Source organism: Cohnella sp. OV330, from assembly GCF_900112065.1.
In the GTDB taxonomy this organism is placed as follows: Bacteria; Bacillota; Bacilli; order Paenibacillales; family Paenibacillaceae; genus Cohnella.
In genome coordinates this window covers 284,422-306,532 of the sequence record NZ_FOKE01000005.1, presented here as the reverse complement: position 1 = coordinate 306,532, position 22,111 = coordinate 284,422, and the positions used below count along the sequence as shown (strand labels likewise).

The following is a 22,111-nucleotide window of genomic DNA, read 5'->3' as shown; positions in this document are numbered from 1 at the left end:
TTTTAAAAAAAGACGGGAGGATGCCGACGATGCGCCATTTGTATGCATCTGTGGCTCGAAAAAGCACGAGTCTGCTCACCGCCTTCCTGCTGGGCGCCGCCTTGTTCGCGCCTTTGGGCGCGAGTCCGGCGTACGCCTATGTCGGCGCGCTGGGCAACGTGACCGCCAGCAGCGTCTCGGGCGACACGCTCACGCTGACGATCGAAAACGGCGCGGAGCCGAGCGACGATATTCTCGAAATTAAAGTGCTCAGCTCCGGCATCGCGAAGGTGGACTACCGGCCGAATTCGGTCGCCGCCAGCGCCGACACGCCGATGATCGACGCCGCCAAGACGTGGAGCGCGGCAGGCGCCACGATCAATACGACCGGCGACCCGATCACCGTGACGACGACCGATATGAAGATCGAGATCGCCAAGAGCCCGGCGCGTCTCACCGTCAAAAAGTCGAACGGCACGACCTTGTTCTGGGAGCCGTCGGCCGGCGGCGTCTTCTACGACGGCGTACGGTTCCTGCACAATACGACGGACAATATGTACGGCATTCGCGGCTACAATGCCTTCGAGGACGGGGGCGACCTGCTGCGCAACGACAACAGCCACGGCGCTCATGCGGGCGAGCAGGGCGACGCGGGCGGGCCCTTCATCTGGTCGACGGCGGGCTACGGCGTGCTGGTCGACAGCGACGGCGGCTATCCGTACACCGAGTCGGCGACGGGTAAAATGGAATTTTACTATGGCGGAACGCCGACGGAAGGGAGACGGTATGCGAAGAACGACGTGGAGTACTATATCATGCTCGGTTCGCCCAAGCAGATTATGAGTTCGTATTCTGACATTACGGGCAAATCGCCGATGATGCCCAAGTGGTCGCTCGGCTTCTCCAACTTCGAGTGGGACACGAACCAGACGGAGCTGCTCGCGAACGTGGATACGTACCGGGCGAAAAACATTCCGCTCGACAGCGTCGGACTCGATTACGACTGGAAAAATTACGGTCAGGACAACTACGGGGAGTTCACGTGGAATACGACCAACTTCCCGAGCGCGTCCACGACGGCGCTCAAGACGACGATGGACGGCAAGGGCGTTAAAATGATCGGCATCACCAAGCCGCGCATCGTCACGACCGACCTGTCCAGCCACACGACCCAGCAGTCGATCGACGCGAACGCGGGCGGCTATTGGTATCCGGGGCACGGCGCGTACACCGATTATTTTATTCCGGTCACCGTGCGCAGCATCGATCCATACAATGCCGCGGAGCGCGCCTGGTACTGGGATCACTCCAAAGGCGCGTTCGACAAAGGGATCGTCGGCTGGTGGAACGACGAGACGGACAAGGTGTCCTCCGGCGGAACCACGCTCTGGTTCGGCAATTTCACCACGACCCACTTTTCGCAAGCGATCTATGAAGGACAGCGCGCTTATTCCTCGACGAACCGCGTCTGGCAGACGGCGCGGACCTACTACCCCGGCGCGCAGCGCTATGCCACGACGCTGTGGTCCGGCGACATCGGCATTCAGTGGTACAAGGGCGAGAAAATTAGTTGGGCCGCGGGCATGAAGGAGCAGCGGGCGACCATGCTGTCCTCCGTCAATATGGGCCAGCCCAAGTGGGGCATGGATACCGGCGGCTTCAACCAGCAGGACGGCACGACGAGCAATCCGTCGCCGGAGCTGTACGCGCGCTGGATCCAGTTCAGCGCCTTCACGCCCGTCTTCCGCGTCCACGGCAACAATCACCAGCAGCGCCAACCGTGGGTATACGGCAGCACCGCGGAGGAAGCGTCCAAGTCGGCGATTCAGCTGCGTTACGGGCTGATGCCTTACATGTACGCCTATGAGCGCAGCGCGTACGAGACCGGCGTCGGTCTGGTCCGTCCGCTCCTGTACGATTATCCGACGGATACGAACGCCAAAAACAATCTGGACGCCTGGATGTTCGGAGACTGGCTGCTGGCGTCGCCGGTCGTCGACAAGCAGCAGGCGTCCAAGTCCATCTATTTGTCGACCGGCAACTGGATCGACTACTTCCGCGGTACCGCCTACGCCGGCGGGCAGACGATCAGCTACCCGGTCAATGCGAGCACGTGGAGCGACATTCCCGTGTTCGTGAAGAAGGGCGCGATCATCCCGACGCAAAAGGTGCTGGACTACACCGGGCAAGCGTCGCCGTCCACGATCAACGTCGACGTGTTCCCGGACACGGCGCAGTCGAGCTTCACTTACTACGACGATGACGGCACGACCTACAACTATGAAGGCACCGGCTTCTTCAAGCAGACGATGACGGCGCAGGACAACGGCGCGAGCGGCATCTCGTTCAGCATCGGCGCCAAGAGCGGCACGTACGCGGCACCGGTCGCTTATTATCTGGCTGCCATCCACGGCAAAGCGGGTACGGGCGTCACGATCGGCGGCTCGAGCGCGACCTCCTATGCCAGCCTGAACGCCCTGCGCGCGGCTTCGGGCGAGGGCTGGACGAAGACGAAGGACGTCTACGGCGACGTCACGTATGTCAAGCTCGCGGCGGGCGGCGCATCGGCCAAAAACGTCGTCGTCAACGGATCCGCGGCGGTGACGGACACGGCGACGCAGTACGAGGCCGAGGACGCTTCTTTGTCCGGCAATACGACTTCGAACAAAGCGACCGTCAACAATAACCATAGCGGGTTCGCGGGGACAGGCTTCGTCGACGGGCTCGGCAATGCCGGCGCCGCCGTCACCTTCTACCCGAACGTGGCGACGGGCGGCGACTATGCGATCGATCTTCGCTACGCCAACTCGACGGGCTCGGCGAAGTCGCTCAGCATCTACGTCAACGGCAAGCGGGTCAAGCAAACGACGCTTGCGAACCAGGCGAATTGGGACACCTGGGCGACGCAGACGGAGACGATCCCGCTCGAAGCCGGCCGCAACAGCTTGTCGTACAAGTACGACAGCGATGCGGGCGATACGGGCAACGCGAACCTTGATTACGTCAAAGTTCCTTATGCGGCCGCCGTTGCCAAGTACGAAGCGGAAAGCGCGAAGCTATCCGGCGGCGCAGGCGTCAACAAGGACCATTGGTTCTACTCCGGCACTGCGTTCGTGGACAATCTGAGCGCCGTCGGCGGTCAGGCCGAATTCCGGGTGAACGCGCCCGCGGCCGGCACCTATACGCTGGCGCTGCGATATGCGAACGGCACCGGCTCGTCCAAGACGCTGACCTCGTACGTGAACGGCGCCGGCGCCGGTTCGGTCAGCTTCGCGAGTCCAAGCGCGAACTGGAACGTGTGGCAGGACGTCACCAAGACGGTCACGCTGAGCGCGGGCGCCAATCTGGTCGCCTTCAAGTACGATGCGGGCAACAGCGGCAACGTGAACATCGACCGGCTGCTGGTCGCTTCGGCGGCGCCGGGTACGCCCGAGTCCGAGCTGAACCTGCTCGATAACGGGGATTTTGACCGGGATACTGCCTTCAACAGCAACTGGTCGGAATGGCATCCGACCGGACAGACGCTTGCGTTCGGCATGGACAGCGGCTCGGGCACCAATCCGCCCGAGTCTCCGTGGGCGCAGGACAAGCGCGCGTTTTTCTGGCTCGCCGGCGCCTATCAGCAGAGCGTCCATCAAGTCGTGAGCGTGCCGGTCAACAACGCCAATTACAAGTTCGAAGCGCGGGTCCGGCTCAAAAATGCGACGCCGACGACGGCGCGCGCGGAGATCGCGAACTACGGCGGCACCGCGCAATATTACAACATCCCGAACGACGGCGTGTGGAAGTATATCAGCATCAGCAATATCTTCGTTACGAACGGGCAGGTGGATGTCGGCTTCTACGTCGACTCGCCCGGCGGTACGACGCTGCATATCGACGACGTGCGGCTGACGAAAATGTGACCGGCGAGGTGGACGGGCGTGCGTGCAAGCGTGCATGCGTGGAAAAGGATTGACGCCGGGCGCCGGGCCGTGATAATTTAGACGTATATTCAAACGTACGGCATGCGGAAGCACCGCTGATTTCGATGATGACATCGGAATTGGCGGTGCTTTTTTGTCGTTGCCGGCGATAGGGAGGAGCTGGGGAAGATGGGGATTCGGCTGGTCGTAGCCGCGCCCCAGCCGGGGTATGCGAGCCGGCTGGCGCTTTATTTGAAGGAACGGGATCCGCAAGCGGAGATCGCGGCTTTCACCCAGGCGGACGCGCTGGAGCTTTATTTGCAAGCCGGGCGCGGGGCGGATCTGCTGGTCGTGCAGCAGTCGCTGCTGCACGCGGTCCGAGAGATGCCGCCGGGTGGCGCGAAGGTCGTCGTGCTGACCGAAGGCGCGACTTCGGGGGAGCACGAAGGCCTGCCAGCCATCGCGCAGTATCAGTCGCTGCCCCGCCTCGCCGCGGAGATTCGCAGGCTGATCGGGACAGCTTCGGCGAAGCCGACGGAGGGGACTGAGCTATGGACCGTCTATTCGGCCGGGGGAGGCGCGGGCAAGACGACGCTTGCGCTCAACATCGCCAGGCAGGCTGCGGAGCGCGGGTACAGCGTCATGTATTTGAATTTGGAGGCGCTGTGCGGCATCGGCTCGCTGCTCGGCGGAGGCGTGCCGGAGGGGAGAGAGCCGGGCGGACGAGAGCCGGACGGGCTGTCCCGGCTGCTGTACGAGCTGTCGGCGCATCCGTCTTCGGCGGAGGCGCGGATTCGCGCGCTTGGCTCGCGGCGGTCGGCGGTCGGCGCGGGTTATCTCGAACCGGCCGATCATCCGGCCGAGCTGATCGCCATGTCGCCGGAGCGATTGGAGACGCTGATCGAAGCGTTGCGCCTTCACGGCGGCTTCGATCTCATCGTCGCCGACCCGGACGGCGGCTTCGCCGGTTGGCAACAGCGTTTGCTTGAGCTCAGCGGCAGGATTTGCTGGATCGCGGCAGACGACGCCCAGCTTCTTCGCAAGACCGAGTCGATGCTCCGGGAGTGGGGCGACCGGCTGCCGGGCCTTTTCGGCAAGTCGACATACGTTTGGAACAAAGCGCTGGGCGATGCGACGTCTGACATTTTGCGCCTGCCGGGGGGAGCGCAGTGGCAGTCGCTGCCTTATATTCCGCAGTGGAAGCGCGTCTCCGACATCGGCGCGCTTCTGGGATCCGGCGCGTTCGCCGGCGGCGTCGACCGTCTGCTCGACGCGCTGGGCTATGCCGGGCCGGCCGGACGTTCCGAGCCGCCGGACCTATCGGGCTATGCGCCGCGACCCGAGGGGCGCCGTTCGGGCGACGGCGAGCTTCGCGAACCCGTCGCGGCGGGAGGCGGCGGTTACGCATGGTCGGCGCTGGGCTGAGGCCGGACGAGATCGCGGCCGTGCGCGAGCGCGTCCGGTCCAGGCTGGCGTGGGATGCGCCCGTGAGCGATGCCGAGCTGCGGGCGCTAATCGAAGGCGAGCTGTTCGCGGAGCCGCGGATGAACCGGTTGACTTCGGCGGAGCGCGAAGCCGCCGTCAGCCGGCTGTTCCACTCCTTCAGAGGCTTGGATGCGCTCCAGCCGCTGCTTGCGGACCCGGACGTCACCGAGATCATGATCGTCGGCCACGATCGCATTTTTTTCGAGAAAAACGGGCGGCTGCAGCGCGCGCCGCTCGGATTCGAGAGCCGAGAGCGGCTGGAAGATCTGATCCAATCGATCGTCGGGCAGGTCAATCGGATCGTCAACGAAGCGTCGCCGATCGTCGACGCGCGTCTGCCGGACGGCTCGCGGGTGCACGTCGTCCTGCCGCCGGTCGCGCTTCAAGGTCCGACCGTCACGATCCGGCGGTTTCCGGCCCGTCCGCTCGGCATGGACGAGCTGGTGAAGCTTGGCGCGATCCGCGCGGATGCAGCGGCGCTGCTGCGGCGGCTCGTTCAGGCCAAGTACAACATTTTCATCAGCGGCGGGACAGGCTCGGGCAAGACGACGTTTCTGAACGCGCTCGCCCGTTGGATCCCGCAGGACGAGCGCATCATTACGATCGAGGATGCGGCCGAGCTTCAGATCCCGGGCATCGCGAACCTCGTGTCGCTGGAGACCCGCAACGCGAATACCGAAGGCAAAGGCCGGATCGGCATGCGCGAGCTCATCCGCGCCTCGCTGCGGATGCGGCCGGACCGGATCATCGTCGGGGAGGTGCGCGGCGAAGAGGCGCTGGACATGTTGCAGGCGATGAATACCGGGCATGAAGGCAGCTTGTCCACGGGCCATGCGAACACGGCCCGCGACATGATGTCGAGACTGGAGACGATGGTGCTTGGAGGCTCGGAGCTGCCGGTTGCCGTCGTACGTCGGCAGCTCGCCTCCGCGCTGGATATCGTCGTTCATCTAAGCCGATTAAGGGACGGCAGCCGGCGCGTCGTCGAGATCAGCGAGATCGCGGGTCTCCGGGACGGGGAAGTGGAGCTGAATCCGCTCTACTTGCTCGAGGAGGAGAGCGGGACGGGCAGGGACGTTCTTCGGCAGGCGGGCGAATTAATGAATGTGCGCAAGCTTCGCGGTTGGTTGGAAGCGAGCGGGGAGGTGACGGCATGAGCTTAACGGATTACCGCGTATATGCGCTCAGCCGATCCGAGCGCATATACGCGATGGCGGGAACCGCTTTCGTCAGTTTCGCGGCCGTTTGGCTGCTGTATCGCCAGCCATTGGTCGCGCTGCTCGCGACGCCATGCGGCTGGTACGGACCGAGGCTGGTTGCCGGGCATTTGCGGCGGCGCAGGCAGGAGCGGCTGCGGCTGCATTTCAAGGACATGCTGCAGACGCTGTCGTCGCTGCTGTCCGCCGGCCGCTCCGTCGAGACCGCGTTCGGGGCGCTCGAAGCGGACATGACGATGCTGATCGGCGATCCGCACGCGCCGCTGCTCCGGGAGATTCGCGCGGTGACGAATCGGCTGCGCAACGGCGATCCGCTCGAGCTGTCGCTGGGCGATCTTGCCGTTCGCAGCGGCGTCGAGGAGATCGGGAACTTCGCCGAGGCGTTCCGCATCTGCAAGCGCTCCGGCGGGGATCTCGTCGAGGTTATGCGGCGCACTTCGGGCTTGATCGCGGAGAAGCTCGAGGTCGAGCTGGAGGTCAGCGTCTTGATCGCCCAGAAAAAATTCGAGTCCAGGCTCATGATGGGCATGCCGTTCGGCTTCGTCGGGCTGCTCGGTTTTTTTGCCGGAGATTATATGCAGCCGTTGTACCGGGGAGGCGGGCTGCTCGTGCTTACCTTGTGCTTGGCCGCATTGGCAGGCGTATGCGCATGGATGGTGCGCATCATGGATATCCGGCTATGATGCAGTTCGCGCTTGGGGGGCTTGCTTTGCTGCTACTCTTGGGCTATGCGGCGCTGCTTGGTCGCGTGTACCGCAGTCGCGCTCGGAGCAAGCCGATTCACTTGTTGCTCGATCCGATGCATGCGTTGATCGGCAGCAAGCGCTTATGGGCGCGGATCGCGCCGAGGCTGCATCGCGAGCAAGCCGCACTGTCCGCTTTGTCGGGCGGACGTGACGTATCAGCGTTGCTGTCGCGGCATGCCGCCGTATGTGCCGCCTACGCGTATACGGCGCTGCTGGCCGGCGCTATGCTCGGCTGGTTCGCGGATCGGGCCGCATTGCTTGGCCTTGGCGCGGCGATGGCGGTCCTGCTGCCGCTCATGAAACGAAAAGAACTATACGGCAAGCTGGAACAACGCAGGCATGCGATCGTCATGGAACTGCCGGAGATGCTGAATCGGCTGCTGCTGATGGTGGGCGCGGGGGAAAATGTGCTCCGGGCGCTCGAGCATTGCCTCGAACGGCCTGCAGGCGCCCGCGACAGGTCGGGGCATCCGCTCTATGCGGAGCTCGAGGCCGCGGTGACGGCGGTGAAGCGAGGGGAATCCTTCGTTTTTGCCTGGGAGGAATTCGGCCGCCGATGCGCCGTGCCCGAGGCGAGGATGTTCGCCACGACGCTGCTGATGAACGCAAGACGGGGCGGCGACACGTTCGTCACCGCGCTGCGGGAGCTGTCCCGCATCCTGTGGGAGAAGCGCAAGGCCGCGGCCAAGACGCTCGGCGAACGCGCCTCCTCCAGACTCGCTTTTCCGCTCGCCGTCATTTTTCTCATCATCCTGATCTTGGTCGGGACGCCTTCGATATTGCTGATGGGGACTGAATAATTCAATTTTTAATTGGGGGTTTCTTGCATGAACATTCGCCGTCTTTCTTTCAAGCTAGGTACGTACGCGCGCGGTAAGCTGAACGCTTTCTGGAGAAACGAGGAGGGGCTCGGCACGCTAGAGATCGTGCTGATCGCGGCTGTGATCATCGCCATCGCCGTACTGTTCAGAGACTGGATTTTGGATTTCCTGGATCGGCTGTTCGGCAAGGTCGAGGACAAGTCGGATTCGTTTTTCAGTTAATAGGAATGGTCGGCTTCATCCGTCTTCATGCCGCTATTCTCTCGGTCCGCCATCGTTGGCGCGGCTACATCCTCTCCTTATGGCGTCAGACTTCCGGGTCGTATTCGCTTGAGGCAAGCATGCTGATGCCTACGCTTTTGATCGTTACGTTTTTGCTCGTGTTTTACGCGCTGTTTACCGCCCAGAACGCGATCGTCCATTATAATTCCGCCGTTACCGCAGAAAGGGCGGCCTTCAATTGGAGTCACGCGGAGAGCGAGTTCGCGACAGGCGCTTACGAGGACGGCCGGTATGACGGATTGTACTGGCGTCTGACCGACGACGCGCTGCTGCAAGGCCTGTTTGGCTGGACGGCGGGCGAGTCGGCGGATTCGCTGACTTTCCCCGGAGCGGCAGATCCTCGGGATCGGTTGACGCTTCGCAAGCTGTATCCGGCCGCCGAAGCGCTCTCAGAAAATTGGGAGGGCAGCATTCGTTACGAGCGGGGCGGCATTCAGCGGGAAATCGCGGTCTCGGCGGCTGATCCGGGCGAGCTATCCCCGCTAGCTCTGCTGCGCGGTTCATCGGTTGCGTCGTCCGAATCGTCGGCTCCGGTGACGGAGCCCGCGGAGTGGATGCGCACGTTCGACCTTGTCCGTTACTACACGGCCAAGGTGAAGCGGGAGGGTGGCGGCGCCGAGTCGTATCTCGGCAAAGCAGGCTCTCTATTGGGGAGGAAGGCGGATGCGCAGTCGCAATAATGCCAGGGGATACGCAAGGATTAAGAATCGTTTACTCCGGTTTGGACGAGCGTCTTCGGGCGCCGTATCCATATACATGTCGGCGGTGATGGCTGCCATGATCTTTCTGACGGGAACGTTGATCGATTTCGGTCGCATCGCGGCTTTTCGCCAGCAGGCGGAGCTGTCGATGAAGGCTGGCGCAAGAGGCGTATTGTCTTCATACGATCCGGCGTTGTACGAGCGCTACGGCTTGTTCGCGATCGGAGGCAGCGCGCCTGAAGCGCTGCTGTCCGAAGTGCTAGAAGGGCATAGGGATCCGGAAGATACGGACGCGCTGCGCCTGCTCGATACCGCTTGGCGCGACGAGGAGGTCGTCGAGAGCCGGCCGCTCGGCTCCCACGCCGTGTTCAAGCGGCAAGTTCTGGAGGAGATGAAGTACAAGGCGCCGATCGACTTGACGCTGGACTTGGCTTCTCGGTTCAAAGGTCTGCCGGCTTTGATGAAGGAAGCGAAAAAAACGTCCGATCTGCTCGAAGACATGCGTCAGGCTTACGAGAAACGAGAGGCTGCCTTGGATCGCGCGCTGAAGCGCCAGATCGAGGCGGGCGAGAGTATGACGGACGCTTTCGAAGCGATCGTCCCGCGGCCGCCGATATCGATGGCGGGAGGCAGGTCCGCCGGCGACGTTAAAGATGTTGCGGACGCGGCTTTAATGTACGGCGATTATACGGCGAAACGCGCCGAAGACACAGCCAGAGCAGAAACGCAGCGGCAGCGGGAAGCCGAGAGACTGCGCCGGGAGGCGGAAGAAAAATTAAACGGGAGTCCGTCCTCGTCGGGAGCATCACCTTCGCCTTCGCCGACGCCCGCTCCATCGGACGGGCCTTTGTACGCTGCGGAGATCTCGGCCTACGAAAGAGGGGTCGCCAAGCTGGCTGGCCGGCTGCGGAACCAATCGGTACAAGCGATTGCCTCGCTGGAGAAATCGCTCGAAGCTGCCGTGAAGGATGCCGAGGAAGCCGAGACGGCGAATGCGGAAATGTCACGGATCGCGGCCGAAGCCGATAGCGCTGCCGATACGCCCGCCGAATGGCCGGCGGAGACAGGCGAGGGGGGCTTCGCCGGCGGCGAGGCGGGCTCTTTGCAAGAACTTCGGCGCACTGCTTCGGACCTGATATTGCCCGGCGATTACTGGAGCCGCTACAAGGAAGAGCTGGAAGGCATCCGCAGTGAAGGCGCCGGCTTGCGCGATGCGGCGGAGTCGATGGCGGTCTCCCTGAACGCGGCGCCAGGCTCGTCCGGCATGGACGGGGCGCTGCGCGACGGGGCGGACCGCCTTCAATCGCTGCTGGCCGGCTTCGCGGACAAGCATGGCGCATCGGGAAGCGTCACAGCCGGACGCCGCGAAGCGCTTAAGTCTCAGCGATCGGGCGACGAGGAGCGCCGGGCGCTGGAGGCTAAGTCGCGCACCGCCTGGTCCGGCGCTTCCGCCTTTCTCGCCACGCTTGCCGGCATACGATCGTCTCCTGAGGAGAAGCAGGCGTTCGAACGGCTGGATTGGCTGTTTCATCGAAACTTAACTTGGAACGAAGGCCAGGAAGAAGCATTCCCGACTCGCCTTCCTTCGGATGCGTCAGAGGGACGCAAGGCGGCCTTCGCATCTGCGGACGGTTGGCTGGATGCGCTTGGAGACGGCGTGACGGGGATGCGTGACGCCGTCTATTTCGCCGAATATTCCTACGCTCGTTTCTCGACGGCAGATCCGTCCGAAGTGCGCTCGCTGCTGGACTGGGGCGGAGAAGGCCTGTTGATGCCGGGCAAGCAGGAAAACGAATACGTCTTGTACGGACTGCGCAATCCGGCGGCGAATATCGCGGCTGCATACGGCGAACTTTTTGCGCTGCGCCTCGCGATCCGCACGATGGAAGGGCTGATCGAATGCCGCTCTTACGGGCATCCGCTGGTCGTGCTTGCGGCAGCCGCGCTTTACGGCATTACCGAAGCGCTGAAGGATATTCAGGGCTTGCTGGACCGGGGCGTCATAACGCTGTCCAAATACGCGAAAATCGATACTTACTATAAGGACTACGTCCGGCTGTTTTTGCTGCTGCACGGTAGCTCCGAAGGGCAGACGGCCCGCAGGATCGCTTTGATCGAGGACGCGCTCGACGTAGATCTCCAGGAAGCCTATACCTACGCAGGCTCGCGAGGCGTTGCCTCGGTGCGCTTATGGTTTTTGCCGGGTGCCGCGAAGCTCGCAGGGAAGAGCGTATCCTGGCAGGGGACGGTGAAGGGAAATCGCTATGAGACGGCTTTTTCGGCGGATAGCGCTTATCAGTAAAAAGCAGGCGGGCAGCGAGGGAAGCTTGACGCTCGAAGCCGCGCTGACCATGCCGACGGTCATGATCTGCGTTCTCTTCTTAATCTACTTGATTCATGCCTCGATCGTCGCCATGGCGCTGCAAGGCGCGCTTTCCCAGACGGCCAGGCAGACCGCGGCGATATGGTACCCCTTGTCCGAAAGTATGGCAGAGGCGGGCGATGCGACTGGCGAAGGCGCGGACGCAGGTGCCTATACGCACTGGAAGGAACGGCTGGCGGGGCCTCAGGAAACGGTCGGAAAGCTTGCCTCTTATTTGCCCGAACCCCTCTCCGATTGGGCTGAACGCTTTGCGGCAGGGGACTGGTATCCGGACGCCCTTCTGGCGAAGGAGACGCTGGAGCCCCGGGTCGCAGACAGGCTAAGCAAGTCCATGCTGCCCGCTTCGCGAATGAAGCTGGTCCGCGTTGATTTGCCGGACGCGCGGGACCCTGCCAAAGCTTATCTGACGCTCGAAGCGGAATACAAGCTGCCATTTTCGTTCCCCTGGTCCGGGCGGCCGCTCATTGTTCGGGCTTCCGTCAAGGAGCGGGTTTGGACGGGCGGCGAGCGGCTTGCCGCCGCAGCTCCGGAGCCAGGCAGCGAAGCGGGCTCGCTTGCGTTCGTTTCGCTCGAGCCGTCGCCCGTTCAGCGCGGGCGCAGAGTGACCTTGGTTTTGCGGGCGGAACCCGGTGCTGCAGTCGATCTCAAGGTTGTTTACAAGAGCGGCCAAAGTCAGGCAAGGCATTTGGGCGCGGCGACGGCCGACGCGTCCGGGCGCGTCTCTTGGACATGGCTCGTATCGGGCAACACGACGCCCGGCGATTGGGCATGGGAGGCCTCTTATAGCGGAGGGAGCCTTCAACAGACTTTCGAGGTGCAAGCCAAATCCGCCGGAAAGGGAGGATAAACCGTGGATACGATCGTATGGTCGGCGACGGCAGCGCTGCTGCTTTTCGCCTGCTGGAGCGATATCAGGCGAATGGAAATATCCAATTTGCTGTGCGTCGCGTTCGCGGCGGGCGGCTTTATCTTTCAAATTGCCGCTTACGGCCCCGGGCGCGTCTGGTGGACGATCGGCGGGATCGCCGCCGGTGCGATTCCGTTAGGGCTGCTTCATATCGCCAGAGGCCTGGGCGCCGGGGACGTTAAGTGGTTCGCCGCGTACGGCGCATGGGCCGGCGCTTCTTCGGCGCTGCAGCTGGTCGTCTTTTCGCTGTTGTTCGCGGGCGGGATCGCCGTGCTCTTGCTGACGCTAAAAGTTCCGATCGTACGTCCCTGGGCGCTAAAGATCGATTGGCCTTGGGGGCGGCACCCGGCGCAAGCTGGAAAAGGCGCGAAGTTTCCTTTTATGCTGGCCGTCGCGCCTGCTTACGCCCTGCTTGCGTTCTCAGGGGGATAGCGCAGCGAAATGTAACGTACGGTCGAATGAGGACGATAAGGAGGGAAATCATGAACGAGCTGAAAACGAGGTTCGAGCAGCAACGGGGGCTCTGGATGATACTTGAACGGACATCGGCGCCATGGCGGCGGGAGGATCTGGACGCTGTCCAGACGGGCATGCTGCAGGCTTGCGAGATACCCGGCCTTCTGCCGCTTGCGGTTGAAGAAACGGATGGGCAAATCGGGCTGCGTTATCGGCTGGCAGGCAGCAAGATGCTGAGCCAGACGCTGCGTGCCGAACGCTGGACGATGACCGACGCCATGGCCGCCTTGTGCAAGCTGGCCGAAACGGCCGAGCAGTGCCACGATCACATGCTTGATTTTTCGCGCCTGCTGCTGCGAGACGAATATATTTTCGTGGGGAGCGGGTGGCATGACTTGCGGTTCGCCTATTTGCCGCTTGCAGTCGACGCATCGTCGGCAGAAAACGAAGGGGGACTTGAACGCCTTATCGTCAGATGGGTCATGCGCGCGGATAATCCGGACGGCGCAGCCTTGCAGCGGCTGCTGGGGATTGCGGCTTCGGAAGGTTTCGTGCCCTCGTCTTTGCGTGACTACGCTCGACGCTATCTGTGCGAGCGCGCGGAAGAACGCGCAGGACGCATAAGCCAAGCCGCGGATCAAAAACAGGGGATGTTCGTTCGAATAGAGCAGACCGCGACGCCTGCTGCCATTCAATCGGACCGAAAGGAGGGCGCGGGAGCGAATGACGCCTTGCCAGAACCCGATCTGCCCGGCAGCTTGTCCCCGTCCAAGACGCCCGTGCGGATGGAGAGGGAAGCCGGCGATTCCTCTTGGCATCGCTTGAATGCCCTTCAACCCGAACGTAATCCAGGCATAGCCATGGTCGGAGGGGAAGAAGATACGGCGGACGGACCCGGCCTGATGCCGGGCGGCATGAGCGCCGCCAGGTGGCGGACATGGCTCGTGGCGCTGTCTGCGGTCGCGGCGGGCGCAGCTTGGAAAACCTTTTACGCTGGCGCCCCGGGTACGCGAGGGCTGGCGTTGTCTCTAGGTGCAACGGCGGCTTGCGCGGGCTTGTGTTTGTTGCTGTGGAACGGATGGACACGGAAAGAGCGAGCTGAACCTTATCGCGAGATAGCGGTCGGATCTGTATCGAGGGAACCGGAGCCCGATCGGTACGCTGCCCTTCCGGCATGGCCGGAGCCCGGGGTAGGGGAGGGACCTCGCGCGCCGGACGTCGTGCCGTTGGCGAGATTCGAATCCTATTCCAAAGAATCGGAAAACGTCCGGGTAGCGTCTGAACTTACCTTTAACGATCGTCCCCAGACGGAATGGCTGTCCGCCAAGCGGGAAGCGACGGAGCTGTTGGCTTCGCCGCAGTCGGCGTCCCCCGCAGTCTGTTTCCTGGAGTGGGAGTCCGCGGAGCGTCCTTGCAAAATTCCGTTAAAAACGGAATCGCTTGTCATCGGCCGCTCGCGGGACGCGGCTCAACACGTAGATGAATCGGGGGGCATGTCCAGAGCGCATCTTGAAATGCTGCGTCAGCAGGGACGTTGGCTGGCCAAGGACCTCGGTTCCCGTAACGGAAGCTGGCTCAACGGCAGTCCGATGGCGCCGTACGAAGCTTATCCGCTGGAAGCGGGCGATTGCCTGCAGATGGCCGGATCGATCTACAGGTTCCATGCGCCAAGCGAAGCGCTGCGGAACTAGCGCATTAACGGCGATCCTTCAGGTCTCCAAGGGCGCCTTCCAGCTTGGGATGCCGAAAAACGTAACCGTGGGCCAGCGCTTTGCGCGGAATCGCGAACTGCCCGGCGAGCAGCAGCGCGGACATCTCGCCGAGCGCGGCGCGGATCGCCCAAGCGGGCGCGTGAAGCCAATACGGGCGGCCAAGCACCTTCGCCAATGTCCGGCCGAAGGCATCGTTGTCGACCGAATCGGGCGCGACCGCGTTGACGGGGCCGGAGATCGCTTCGTTATCCAGGCCGAGCAAAATGAGCCCCACGATATCGTCGATGTGGATCCAGGGCATGCCCTGTCGCCCCGAACCGAGACGGCCACCGGCGAACAGCTTGGTCGGCAAGCTAAGCAGCGGGTACGAACCGCCGCCGTTGCCCAGCGCAAGACCGATCCGCAGCTTAACGATGCGGTCGATCGGAATGCGGTCGACGGCCGCCTCCCACTGTACGATCGTCTCGCTCAAAAAATCCTCGGGACGCGGGGGCGCGCTCTCGTCGAAGGGCATCGGATAACGGCCGCCGGTCGACTCCGAATGTCCGTAAAGCGAGATGGCGGAGGCGTTCACGAGCACGGCCGGCAGGCTTGGCATGCGCGCGACGGCATCCGCGATGCGCCCGGCCGCTTGAATACGGGAGGAGTGGATGAGCGCCTTGGATTTGGACGTCCATCGGCGCCCGATCGTCGCTCCGCTCAAATTGACGATGGCGTCTACTGGGCCGGTCAGGCCGGGATCGGCCAGCCACGAATCCCAAGTCGCATAAAGCAAGCCTGCGGCTGGCGCCGCAGGCTTGCTCCGGGTTATGATCCATACTTCGTCTCCGCGGGCGGAGAGGGCTTCGGCCAAGGCGGAACCGATAAATCCGGTACCGCCGCACAGCACTGCGCGCATGGGCTCACCTCATGGGAATGACATGAATTATTGCTTGTCGATCGAGGTGATGACGTATTGCTCGATCGTCTCGCTGTCGCCTTTGATCTCATTGATCTTGTACTTGAATTTGATCTTCACGCCGTCGTCCCAGCTCGACAGCTTGTCCGAGATCTCGTCGTCGATCTGATAAGCGCGGACGCCCTCGGCGCTCTCGATCTCGATCGAGTGATTGTCGATTTGTCCGTTGTACGTACCTGCCGATTCTTTCTCGTCGACCGCGCCGGAAGGAGCCGCGGAAGGCGACGCGTCAGGCGACGCGGTTGCGCTGGCGTCCGGCTGCGCGGACGGAGAGGCGTCAGGCGACGATGCGGGGGACGCAGAAGCGGATACGCTAGGCGAAGGGGAAGCGTCGCTTCCGTCCTTGTCGTTGCTGCAGGCCGTGCCCATGAGCAGCATGGCCAGAACGGCGACGGCCCAGGCCGAGTTTTTACCGTACCGATTCAGTTGATTGAACATACCAAGACCACCTCCGAACGATCGTGCGGCCGCCCGGTTCGGACGAGCCGCTCCTTATGTTAGACGACGGGAGGTGCCAAAGGTTTCGTTTTTTCCGCATCGAGCAGGTGGGCATAGGGCGAATAATCGATGCCGTTGCTGTCCAAAAAGCTGATCAGGAAGGCGTGATCGCGCTTAGGCGTCGCCATAATATAGCCTTTAATGCAGTGCTCCTCCGTCACTTTTCCCTCGCCGCTCTCGACGGCGAGCTGGCCGATCTGCGCGGCGATCGAGTGCTTGGCGATGTCGCGGAAGGCGTTCGGTACAGGAGAGACGAGCTTGTCCAGCAAGGCCTTCGATTCGTCGTTCCACAGCGGCCGGCTGAGCTCGACCCAGTGGTTTTGCCAATCGAGCTTGGATTTGCCGTCGGCCTTCGGCAGCACCTTCAGGAACTTGCGAAACATGAAGAAGCCGCCGATGCTCATGAAAACGACCAGCACGACGCCCCAAAACGCGATAAAGTACATAAACCAATCGGGACTGGATTTCATTTTTGCGTTCACCTCGCTTCCGAAATTATATCGTATTTCTACCAGTCTGTCCCGCGAAAGAGAAAAGCCGTCATCCTATTCTCGCAGCTGCGGGCATGTCCTTCCGGAACGCGATTTCCCGTTTAAAGGCCGCTTGCGGCCGGGCTCGTTACCGCCTTTGGAGGAGACCGTCTTCTAGATTTATTTCGACGTTCGCGCTACAATAGATTTTGATTTAACGGGACGGGCCCGGGAAGCATAGGGCGCCGCATACGGAGGGGAGTAAAGCCATGCTGAAGATCGGTTCCCACGTGTCTTTTTCGGACAAGGGATTGCTGACGGCGACGGACGAAGCCAAGTCCTACGGCTCCAGCTCGTTCATGATTTACACGGGAGCGCCGCAAAATACGAGGCGCAAGCCTATCGAGAGCCTGTACATTCCCGAGGGAAGAGATGCGATGACGGCCGCGGGAATCGGCGAGATCGTCGTCCACGCGCCTTACATCGTGAACCTCGGTTCTTATAAGGAAGACACGTTCGAGCTGGCCGTCAACTTCCTGCAAGAAGAAGTTCGGCGGACAGACGCGATCGGCGTTAACAACATCGTTCTTCATCCTGGCGCTTATACGGAAAAGGATGCGGAATACGGCATCGCCCGCATCGCTGAAGGGCTTAATGAAGTGCTGGACGCGACCAAGCACACGAACGTGAACATCGCCCTGGAGACGATGGCCGGCAAAGGCACGGAGATCGGGCGCAGCTTCGAAGAGCTCGCCGCCATCATCGAACGCGTACATGACAACGGCCGGATCACGATCTGCCTCGACACGTGCCACGTGCACGACGCGGGCTACGATATCGTGGACGATCTGGACGGCGTCCTGAAGTCGTTCGACAGCATCGTCGGCCTTGACCGCATCGCCGTCGTTCACTTGAACGACAGCAAAAATCCGCGCGGCGCCGGCAAGGACCGCCATACGCCGGTCGGTTCCGGCTGGATCGGCTACGAGGCGATTAATAATGTCGTCAGCCATCCTTCGTTGGCCGGCAAGCCGTTTATCCTCGAGACGCCCTGGATCGGCAAAAACGCCGGCAAGGAGCGTCCGATGTACGAAGCCGAGATCGCGCTGCTGCGCGGCGACGTCGACCTTCGCTTCGGCGGCGAGTTCCTTGAGGACGTCGAGCGCCTGCATCATTTCTTCGGCAAGCAGGACATCGATCACCGCGCCTTCGTGCTGAACACCTGGGAGCTGCTGAAGTCCGACGCCAAAGCGCGCAAGGCGGATCCGCGCGAACCGCTGGAGCGACTGTACGACCTGGCGATGGAACATCGCGTGCTGTCGGCCGATTATAGCGAAGAAGCCGTGAATCAGCGCCTGACGGCCTATCTCGCCGGCAGGGAATGGCTCGCCAAAGTATAAGTCGTCGCGGACGAGACACAGTAAGGAAACGAAGCAATCGATAGAGAGGCAGAGGAACCCGTCATGACCCAGAACGTCTACCAACACCAGGACAGCAAGGGCCGCGAGGAGAACGCGAACCGCGCCCGCATGCTGATCTCCTGCCCCGACCGGCCGGGGATCGTCGCAGCCGTCTCGCAATTTCTTTACGAGAAAGGCGCGAACATCCTTCAGTCGGACCAATACACCACCGACCCCGCGAGCGGCATGTTTTTCATGCGGATCGCCTTCGATCTCGGCGGTCTAGAGCAGAACCTGCCCTCGCTGCAGGAGGACTTCGCGCGGATCGCCGACCGGTTCGAGATGCGTTGGAGCGTTTATCGCGCGGTCCGTCGCAAACGCCTCGCCATCTTCGTCTCGCGCGAGGACCATTGCCTGCTCGAGCTGCTCTGGCAATGGCAGGCCGGCGATCTTGACGCCGAGATCAGCATGGTCGTCAGCAACCATGACGACATGCGCGGGCTAGTCGAGTCGTTCGGTATTCCGTTCCATCATATTCCGGTCACGCCGGAGACCAAAGCCGAAGCCGAACGGCGCCAGCTGGAGCTGACTGCGGGCAAGGTCGATCTGGTTATTCTTGCCAGGTACATGCAAATTATTACGCCGAAGTTCATCGAGCACTTCACCAACCGGATCATCAATATCCACCACTCCTTCCTGCCGGCTTTCGTCGGCGGCAAACCGTATCACCAGGCTTACGACCGCGGGGTCAAACTGATCGGCGCGACGGCGCACTACGTGACCGCCGAGCTTGACGCGGGTCCGATCATCGAGCAGGACGTACAGCGCGTCAGCCACCGCAACAACGTAGACGAGCTGAAGCGCATGGGCCGCCACATCGAGCGGATCGTGCTGGCCAGAGCGGTGAAGTGGCACATCGAAGACCGCCTGGTCGTGTACCAGAACAAGACGGTCGCCTTCATCTAAAACGGCGGCGAGCAGCTTGGTCATGAAGCACGTACGGATAAAGCCGCGAGGCGAAGAAAACGATAATCGTAAGTCCGCGTCGCGCGAGATGCGGACTTCCTTATGAGGAAAATTTTCCACTTGTCCGTACAAGTGCTGTGGAAAACGGGCAACCCCCATGTTACAATAGGCAAGGCTGAACTGCGGCGATTTAACGAATTAACGCATAATAACTACGCAATGCAGATAGAGGAGGTCATTACCAAAATGACAGCAAACGCAAATACGATCGAACAACTCTCCGTTACGACGATCCGCACGCTCGCGATCGACGCGATCGAAAAGGCGAAGTCCGGACATCCCGGCATGCCGATGGGCGCTGCTCCGATGGGTTACCAGCTGTTCGCCAAATCGATGAAGCACAATCCATCCCGGCCGAGCTGGATCGACCGCGACCGCTTCGTGCTGTCCGCGGGCCACGGTTCGATGCTGCTGTACTCGCTTCTTCACCTTTCGGGCTACGATCTGCCGATCGAAGAGCTCAAGAACTTCCGCCAATGGGGATCCAAGACGCCAGGGCACCCCGAATTCGGCCACACGGCCGGCGTCGACGCGACGACCGGACCGCTGGGCCAAGGGATCGCGATGGCCGTCGGCATGGCGATGGCGGAAGCGCAATTGTCCGCTACATACAATCGCGACGGGTTCGATCTGATTAATCACTTCACGTATTCGATCTGCGGCGACGGCGACCTTTCCGAAGGCATCTCCTCCGAATCCGCATCGCTCGCCGGCCACTTGCAGCTCGGCAAGCTGGTCGTCCTGTACGATTCGAACGATATCTCGCTGGACGGCGAGCTTTCCCTGTCCTTCTCCGAGTCGGTAGCCAAGCGCTTCGACGGATACGGCTGGCAGGTGCTGCGCGTTGAGGACGGCAACGATCTGGCCGCGCTGGCCAAGGCGATCGCCGAAGCCCAAGCCGAGACGAGCAAGCCTACGCTGATCGAAGTGAAGACCGTGATCGGCTACGGCTCGCCGAACAAGGGCGGCAAGGGCGGCCACGCAGGTCCGCACGGCTCGCCGCTCGGCACCGAGGAAGCGAAGCTGACGAAAGCGTTCTACGAGTGGGATCACCCGGAATTTTTCGTTCCCGAAGAAGTTCGCGCGCATTTCGCCGAAGTCAAGAGCCGCGGCGAACAAGCTTATGCCGCTTGGGAAGAATTGTTCGGCAAGTACAAGTCCGCTCATCCGGAACTGGCTCAGCAGTTCGAGGACGCGCTCGCGCGCAAGCTGCCGCAGGGCTGGGACGCCGAGCTGCCGAAGTACTCGACCGAGGACAAGCCGCTCTCCACGCGCGTCGCTTCGGGCAACGCCCTGAACGGCTTGGCTAAGAACGTGCCGAACCTCGTAGGCGGCTCCGCCGACCTCGAGAGCTCCACGATGACGCATCTGAAGGGCTTGCCGGTCTACAGCGCGAAGGACTACAGCGGCCGCAACATTTACTTCGGCGTCCGCGAGTTCGGCATGGCGGCCGCGATGAACGGCATCTCGCTGCACGGCGGTCTTCGCGTATATGGCGGCACGTTCTTCGTCTTCACGGATTATCTGCGTCCGGCCGTTCGCTTGGCGTCGATTATGGGGCAGCCGGTCGTGTACGTCCTGACGCACGACTCCATCGCCGTCGGCGAAGACGGACCGACGCACGAGCCGATCGAGCAGCTTGCATCGATCCGCGTCATCCCGGGCCTGACTGTCCTCCGTCCCGGCGACGGCAACGAGACTTCCGCGGCTTGGGCTTACGCACTCGAGAACACCGGCAATCCGGTCGCGCTCGTCCTGACCCGCCAAAATCTGCCGATCCTCGAAGGCACGGCGGAGCTGGCCCGCGAAGGCATCAAGAAGGGCGGCTACGTGCTGTCCGAAGCGGCCGGCGAGGCACAGGGCATCCTCATCGCGACGGGCTCGGAAGTCCAGCTCGCCGTCGCTTCCCAAAAAGCGCTGGCCGAACAGGGTATTCACGTGCGCGTCGTCAGCCTGCCGAGCTGGGACCTGTTCGAAGCCCAGTCCGCCGAATACCGCGAAAGCGTGCTGCCGAAAGGCGTCAAGGCGCGTCTGGCGATCGAGATGGCTTCGCCGTTCGGCTGGGAGCGCTACGTCGGAGACGGCGGCGCCGTGCTCGGCATTTCCACCTTCGGCGCCTCCGCGCCGGGCGACCGCGTCATCAAGGAATACGGCTTTACGGTCGAGAACGTCGTCGAGCAGTTCCGCAAACTGATCTAACCGCAGGCAGGAGCGCTTTCGGCAGTCGGACGAATGAGTCCGCTAATCCGGAGCGCTCCGATGCGGAGCCGGCCCCCCCAAGCGGGCGGCCGGCTTTTTGCGGCGAAGGCGCGTTAGCGCGTCGCATAGGCAAAGAAGGTGCTCGCGCCGCGACCCTTATTGCAACCGCTATGAACCAAACCACTTTTAGGAGGCTATTATTTCCATGTCCCAATTCGATCAAGTCAGCGTCGTCAAGCAAGCCAATATTTACTTCGACGGCAAGGTAACGAGCCGTACGGTCAAATTCGCCGACGGCACGCGCAAGACGCTGGGCATCATGCTGCCGGGCGAATACGAGTTCGGCACGGACCAAAAGGAAGTCATGGAGATTCTGGCCGGCGAGCTGACCGTTCAACTGCCGGGCAGCGAAGAATGGATCTCGATCTCCGGTACCGGCGAATTTACCGTGCCGGCGAACGCTAAGTTCAAGCTGAAGGTAACGCAAGTCGCGGACTACGTCTGCTCGTACCTGGACGCTTGATTCCCGATATTATTCAAGCATGAGAATAAGCCTTCGGCGCCGCATAGCGCCGAAGGCTTATTCGTTCTAATGGCGAACCGCGCGGCGTCAGCCGTTCGATTCGATGTATTCCTTGAGCTGCAGGCGCTGGTACAGGGCCAGCCCCGACAGCAGGCAGCCGTAGTGGAACAGCCCTTCCTTGCGCTCGATGCGGATGATGCGGGCCGTCATGGGCGGCAGGCTGGTCTCCTGCTGGAAGTGAATGACGACGAACATGTCCTTCTCCAGCGGGATGGATGTCGCTACCTGCAGGCCGTCCTCGGAAACGTCGTTCAGCACGGCGTCGACGCTCTGGCCGGCGAACGATCCGGCTTGTTCCCATTGATAGATGGAGATCATGAGCGGGATGTTCAAGGCGACGCGCTTCTTTTTGCGGCGATCCGACTCGGATTCCGACTCCTCGT

Annotated in this window: 18 protein-coding genes and 1 pseudogene; 15 read left to right on the top strand and 4 right to left on the bottom strand. The window is 62.1% G+C overall.

The window, feature by feature from the left end; translation table 11 throughout:
• Window positions 1-29 precede the first annotated feature (29 nt).
• The 11 genes from BM235_RS14125 (at window position 30) to BM235_RS14075 (ending at window position 14,573) form a co-directional block, all read left to right on the top strand.
• A complete protein-coding gene (locus tag BM235_RS14125) occupies window positions 30-3,884 on the top strand; it encodes a TIM-barrel domain-containing protein (RefSeq protein WP_090114212.1) in 3,855 nt (1,284 codons plus the stop codon).
• Between the two features lie 189 nt (window positions 3,885-4,073).
• Complete coding sequence (locus BM235_RS14120; RefSeq protein WP_090114211.1) at window positions 4,074-5,309, top strand: P-loop NTPase family protein; 1,236 nt, start codon at window positions 4,074-4,076, stop codon at window positions 5,307-5,309.
• Complete coding sequence (locus BM235_RS14115) at window positions 5,291-6,526, top strand: CpaF family protein (RefSeq protein WP_090114210.1); 1,236 nt, start codon at window positions 5,291-5,293, stop codon at window positions 6,524-6,526. Before BM235_RS14120 ends, BM235_RS14115 begins: the two co-directional genes overlap by 19 nt.
• Window positions 6,523-7,269: a type II secretion system F family protein gene (locus BM235_RS14110; RefSeq protein WP_090114209.1), complete on the top strand. Its 747-nt coding sequence runs from the start codon at window positions 6,523-6,525 to the stop codon at window positions 7,267-7,269. The genes BM235_RS14115 and BM235_RS14110 overlap by 4 nt, the downstream gene beginning before the upstream one ends.
• A gap of 26 nt (window positions 7,270-7,295) precedes the next feature.
• Window positions 7,296-8,132, top strand: a complete 837-nt coding sequence (locus tag BM235_RS14105; protein WP_158543854.1) for a type II secretion system F family protein — start codon at window positions 7,296-7,298, stop codon at window positions 8,130-8,132.
• A 27-nt stretch (window positions 8,133-8,159) separates the two neighbouring features.
• Window positions 8,160-8,375 (top strand): Flp1 family type IVb pilin, encoded by a 216-nt coding sequence (locus BM235_RS14100; RefSeq protein ID WP_090114207.1) that lies wholly within the window; start codon window positions 8,160-8,162, stop codon window positions 8,373-8,375.
• Between the two features lie 125 nt (window positions 8,376-8,500).
• Window positions 8,501-9,115: a hypothetical protein gene (locus BM235_RS14095; protein ID WP_143106679.1), complete on the top strand. Its 615-nt coding sequence runs from the start codon at window positions 8,501-8,503 to the stop codon at window positions 9,113-9,115.
• A gap of 97 nt (window positions 9,116-9,212) precedes the next feature.
• Window positions 9,213-11,438: a hypothetical protein gene (locus tag BM235_RS14090; RefSeq protein WP_090114205.1), complete on the top strand. Its 2,226-nt coding sequence runs from the start codon at window positions 9,213-9,215 to the stop codon at window positions 11,436-11,438.
• Window positions 11,401-12,366, top strand: a complete 966-nt coding sequence (locus BM235_RS14085; protein WP_090114203.1) for a pilus assembly protein — start codon at window positions 11,401-11,403, stop codon at window positions 12,364-12,366. Before BM235_RS14090 ends, BM235_RS14085 begins: the two co-directional genes overlap by 38 nt.
• A gap of 3 nt (window positions 12,367-12,369) precedes the next feature.
• The gene (locus BM235_RS14080; protein ID WP_090114201.1) at window positions 12,370-12,858 is read left to right on the top strand and encodes an A24 family peptidase; all 489 of its coding nucleotides are present in this window, start codon (window positions 12,370-12,372) and stop codon (window positions 12,856-12,858) included.
• Window positions 12,859-12,908: 50 nt separating this feature from the next.
• Window positions 12,909-14,573 carry a DUF6382 domain-containing protein gene (locus tag BM235_RS14075; protein ID WP_158543855.1) on the top strand — a complete coding sequence of 555 codons (1,665 nt, stop codon included), beginning with the start codon at window positions 12,909-12,911 and terminating at the stop codon, window positions 14,571-14,573.
• Between the two features lie 4 nt (window positions 14,574-14,577).
• Here BM235_RS14075 and BM235_RS14070 read toward each other — a convergent pair whose 3' ends face one another.
• From BM235_RS14070 to BM235_RS14060, 3 genes are read right to left on the bottom strand one after another with little or no spacing between them, the layout of a single operon-like run.
• Window positions 14,578-15,492 (bottom strand): TIGR01777 family oxidoreductase, encoded by a 915-nt coding sequence (locus BM235_RS14070; protein ID WP_090114196.1) that lies wholly within the window; start codon window positions 15,490-15,492, stop codon window positions 14,578-14,580.
• Between the two features lie 27 nt (window positions 15,493-15,519).
• The gene (locus BM235_RS14065) at window positions 15,520-15,990 is read right to left on the bottom strand and encodes a hypothetical protein (RefSeq protein ID WP_090114183.1); all 471 of its coding nucleotides are present in this window, start codon (window positions 15,988-15,990) and stop codon (window positions 15,520-15,522) included.
• Between the two features lie 59 nt (window positions 15,991-16,049).
• Complete coding sequence (locus BM235_RS14060) at window positions 16,050-16,520, bottom strand: DUF2621 domain-containing protein (RefSeq protein ID WP_090114180.1); 471 nt, start codon at window positions 16,518-16,520, stop codon at window positions 16,050-16,052.
• Window positions 16,521-16,789: 269 nt separating this feature from the next.
• Between BM235_RS14060 and BM235_RS14055 the strand changes: the two genes are divergently transcribed.
• From BM235_RS14055 to BM235_RS14040, 4 genes are all read left to right on the top strand, one after another.
• Window positions 16,790-17,920 (top strand): deoxyribonuclease IV, encoded by a 1,131-nt coding sequence (locus BM235_RS14055; RefSeq protein ID WP_090114177.1) that lies wholly within the window; start codon window positions 16,790-16,792, stop codon window positions 17,918-17,920.
• Window positions 17,921-17,983: 63 nt separating this feature from the next.
• Window positions 17,984-18,886 carry a formyltetrahydrofolate deformylase gene (gene purU, locus BM235_RS14050; protein WP_090114165.1) on the top strand — a complete coding sequence of 301 codons (903 nt, stop codon included), beginning with the start codon at window positions 17,984-17,986 and terminating at the stop codon, window positions 18,884-18,886.
• Between the two features lie 246 nt (window positions 18,887-19,132).
• On the top strand, window positions 19,133-21,145 hold the full coding sequence (tkt, locus tag BM235_RS14045; protein WP_090114164.1) for a transketolase: 2,013 nt from the start codon (window positions 19,133-19,135) through the stop codon (window positions 21,143-21,145).
• A 205-nt stretch (window positions 21,146-21,350) separates the two neighbouring features.
• Window positions 21,351-21,668, top strand: a complete 318-nt coding sequence (locus BM235_RS14040; RefSeq protein ID WP_090114161.1) for a pyrimidine/purine nucleoside phosphorylase — start codon at window positions 21,351-21,353, stop codon at window positions 21,666-21,668.
• A gap of 87 nt (window positions 21,669-21,755) precedes the next feature.
• On the opposite strand, the pseudogene BM235_RS32555 reads toward BM235_RS14040, so the two are convergent.
• A pseudogene (locus BM235_RS32555) lies at window positions 21,756-22,076 on the bottom strand (PilZ domain-containing protein); the annotation flags it as partial.
• Window positions 22,077-22,111 lie beyond the last annotated feature (35 nt).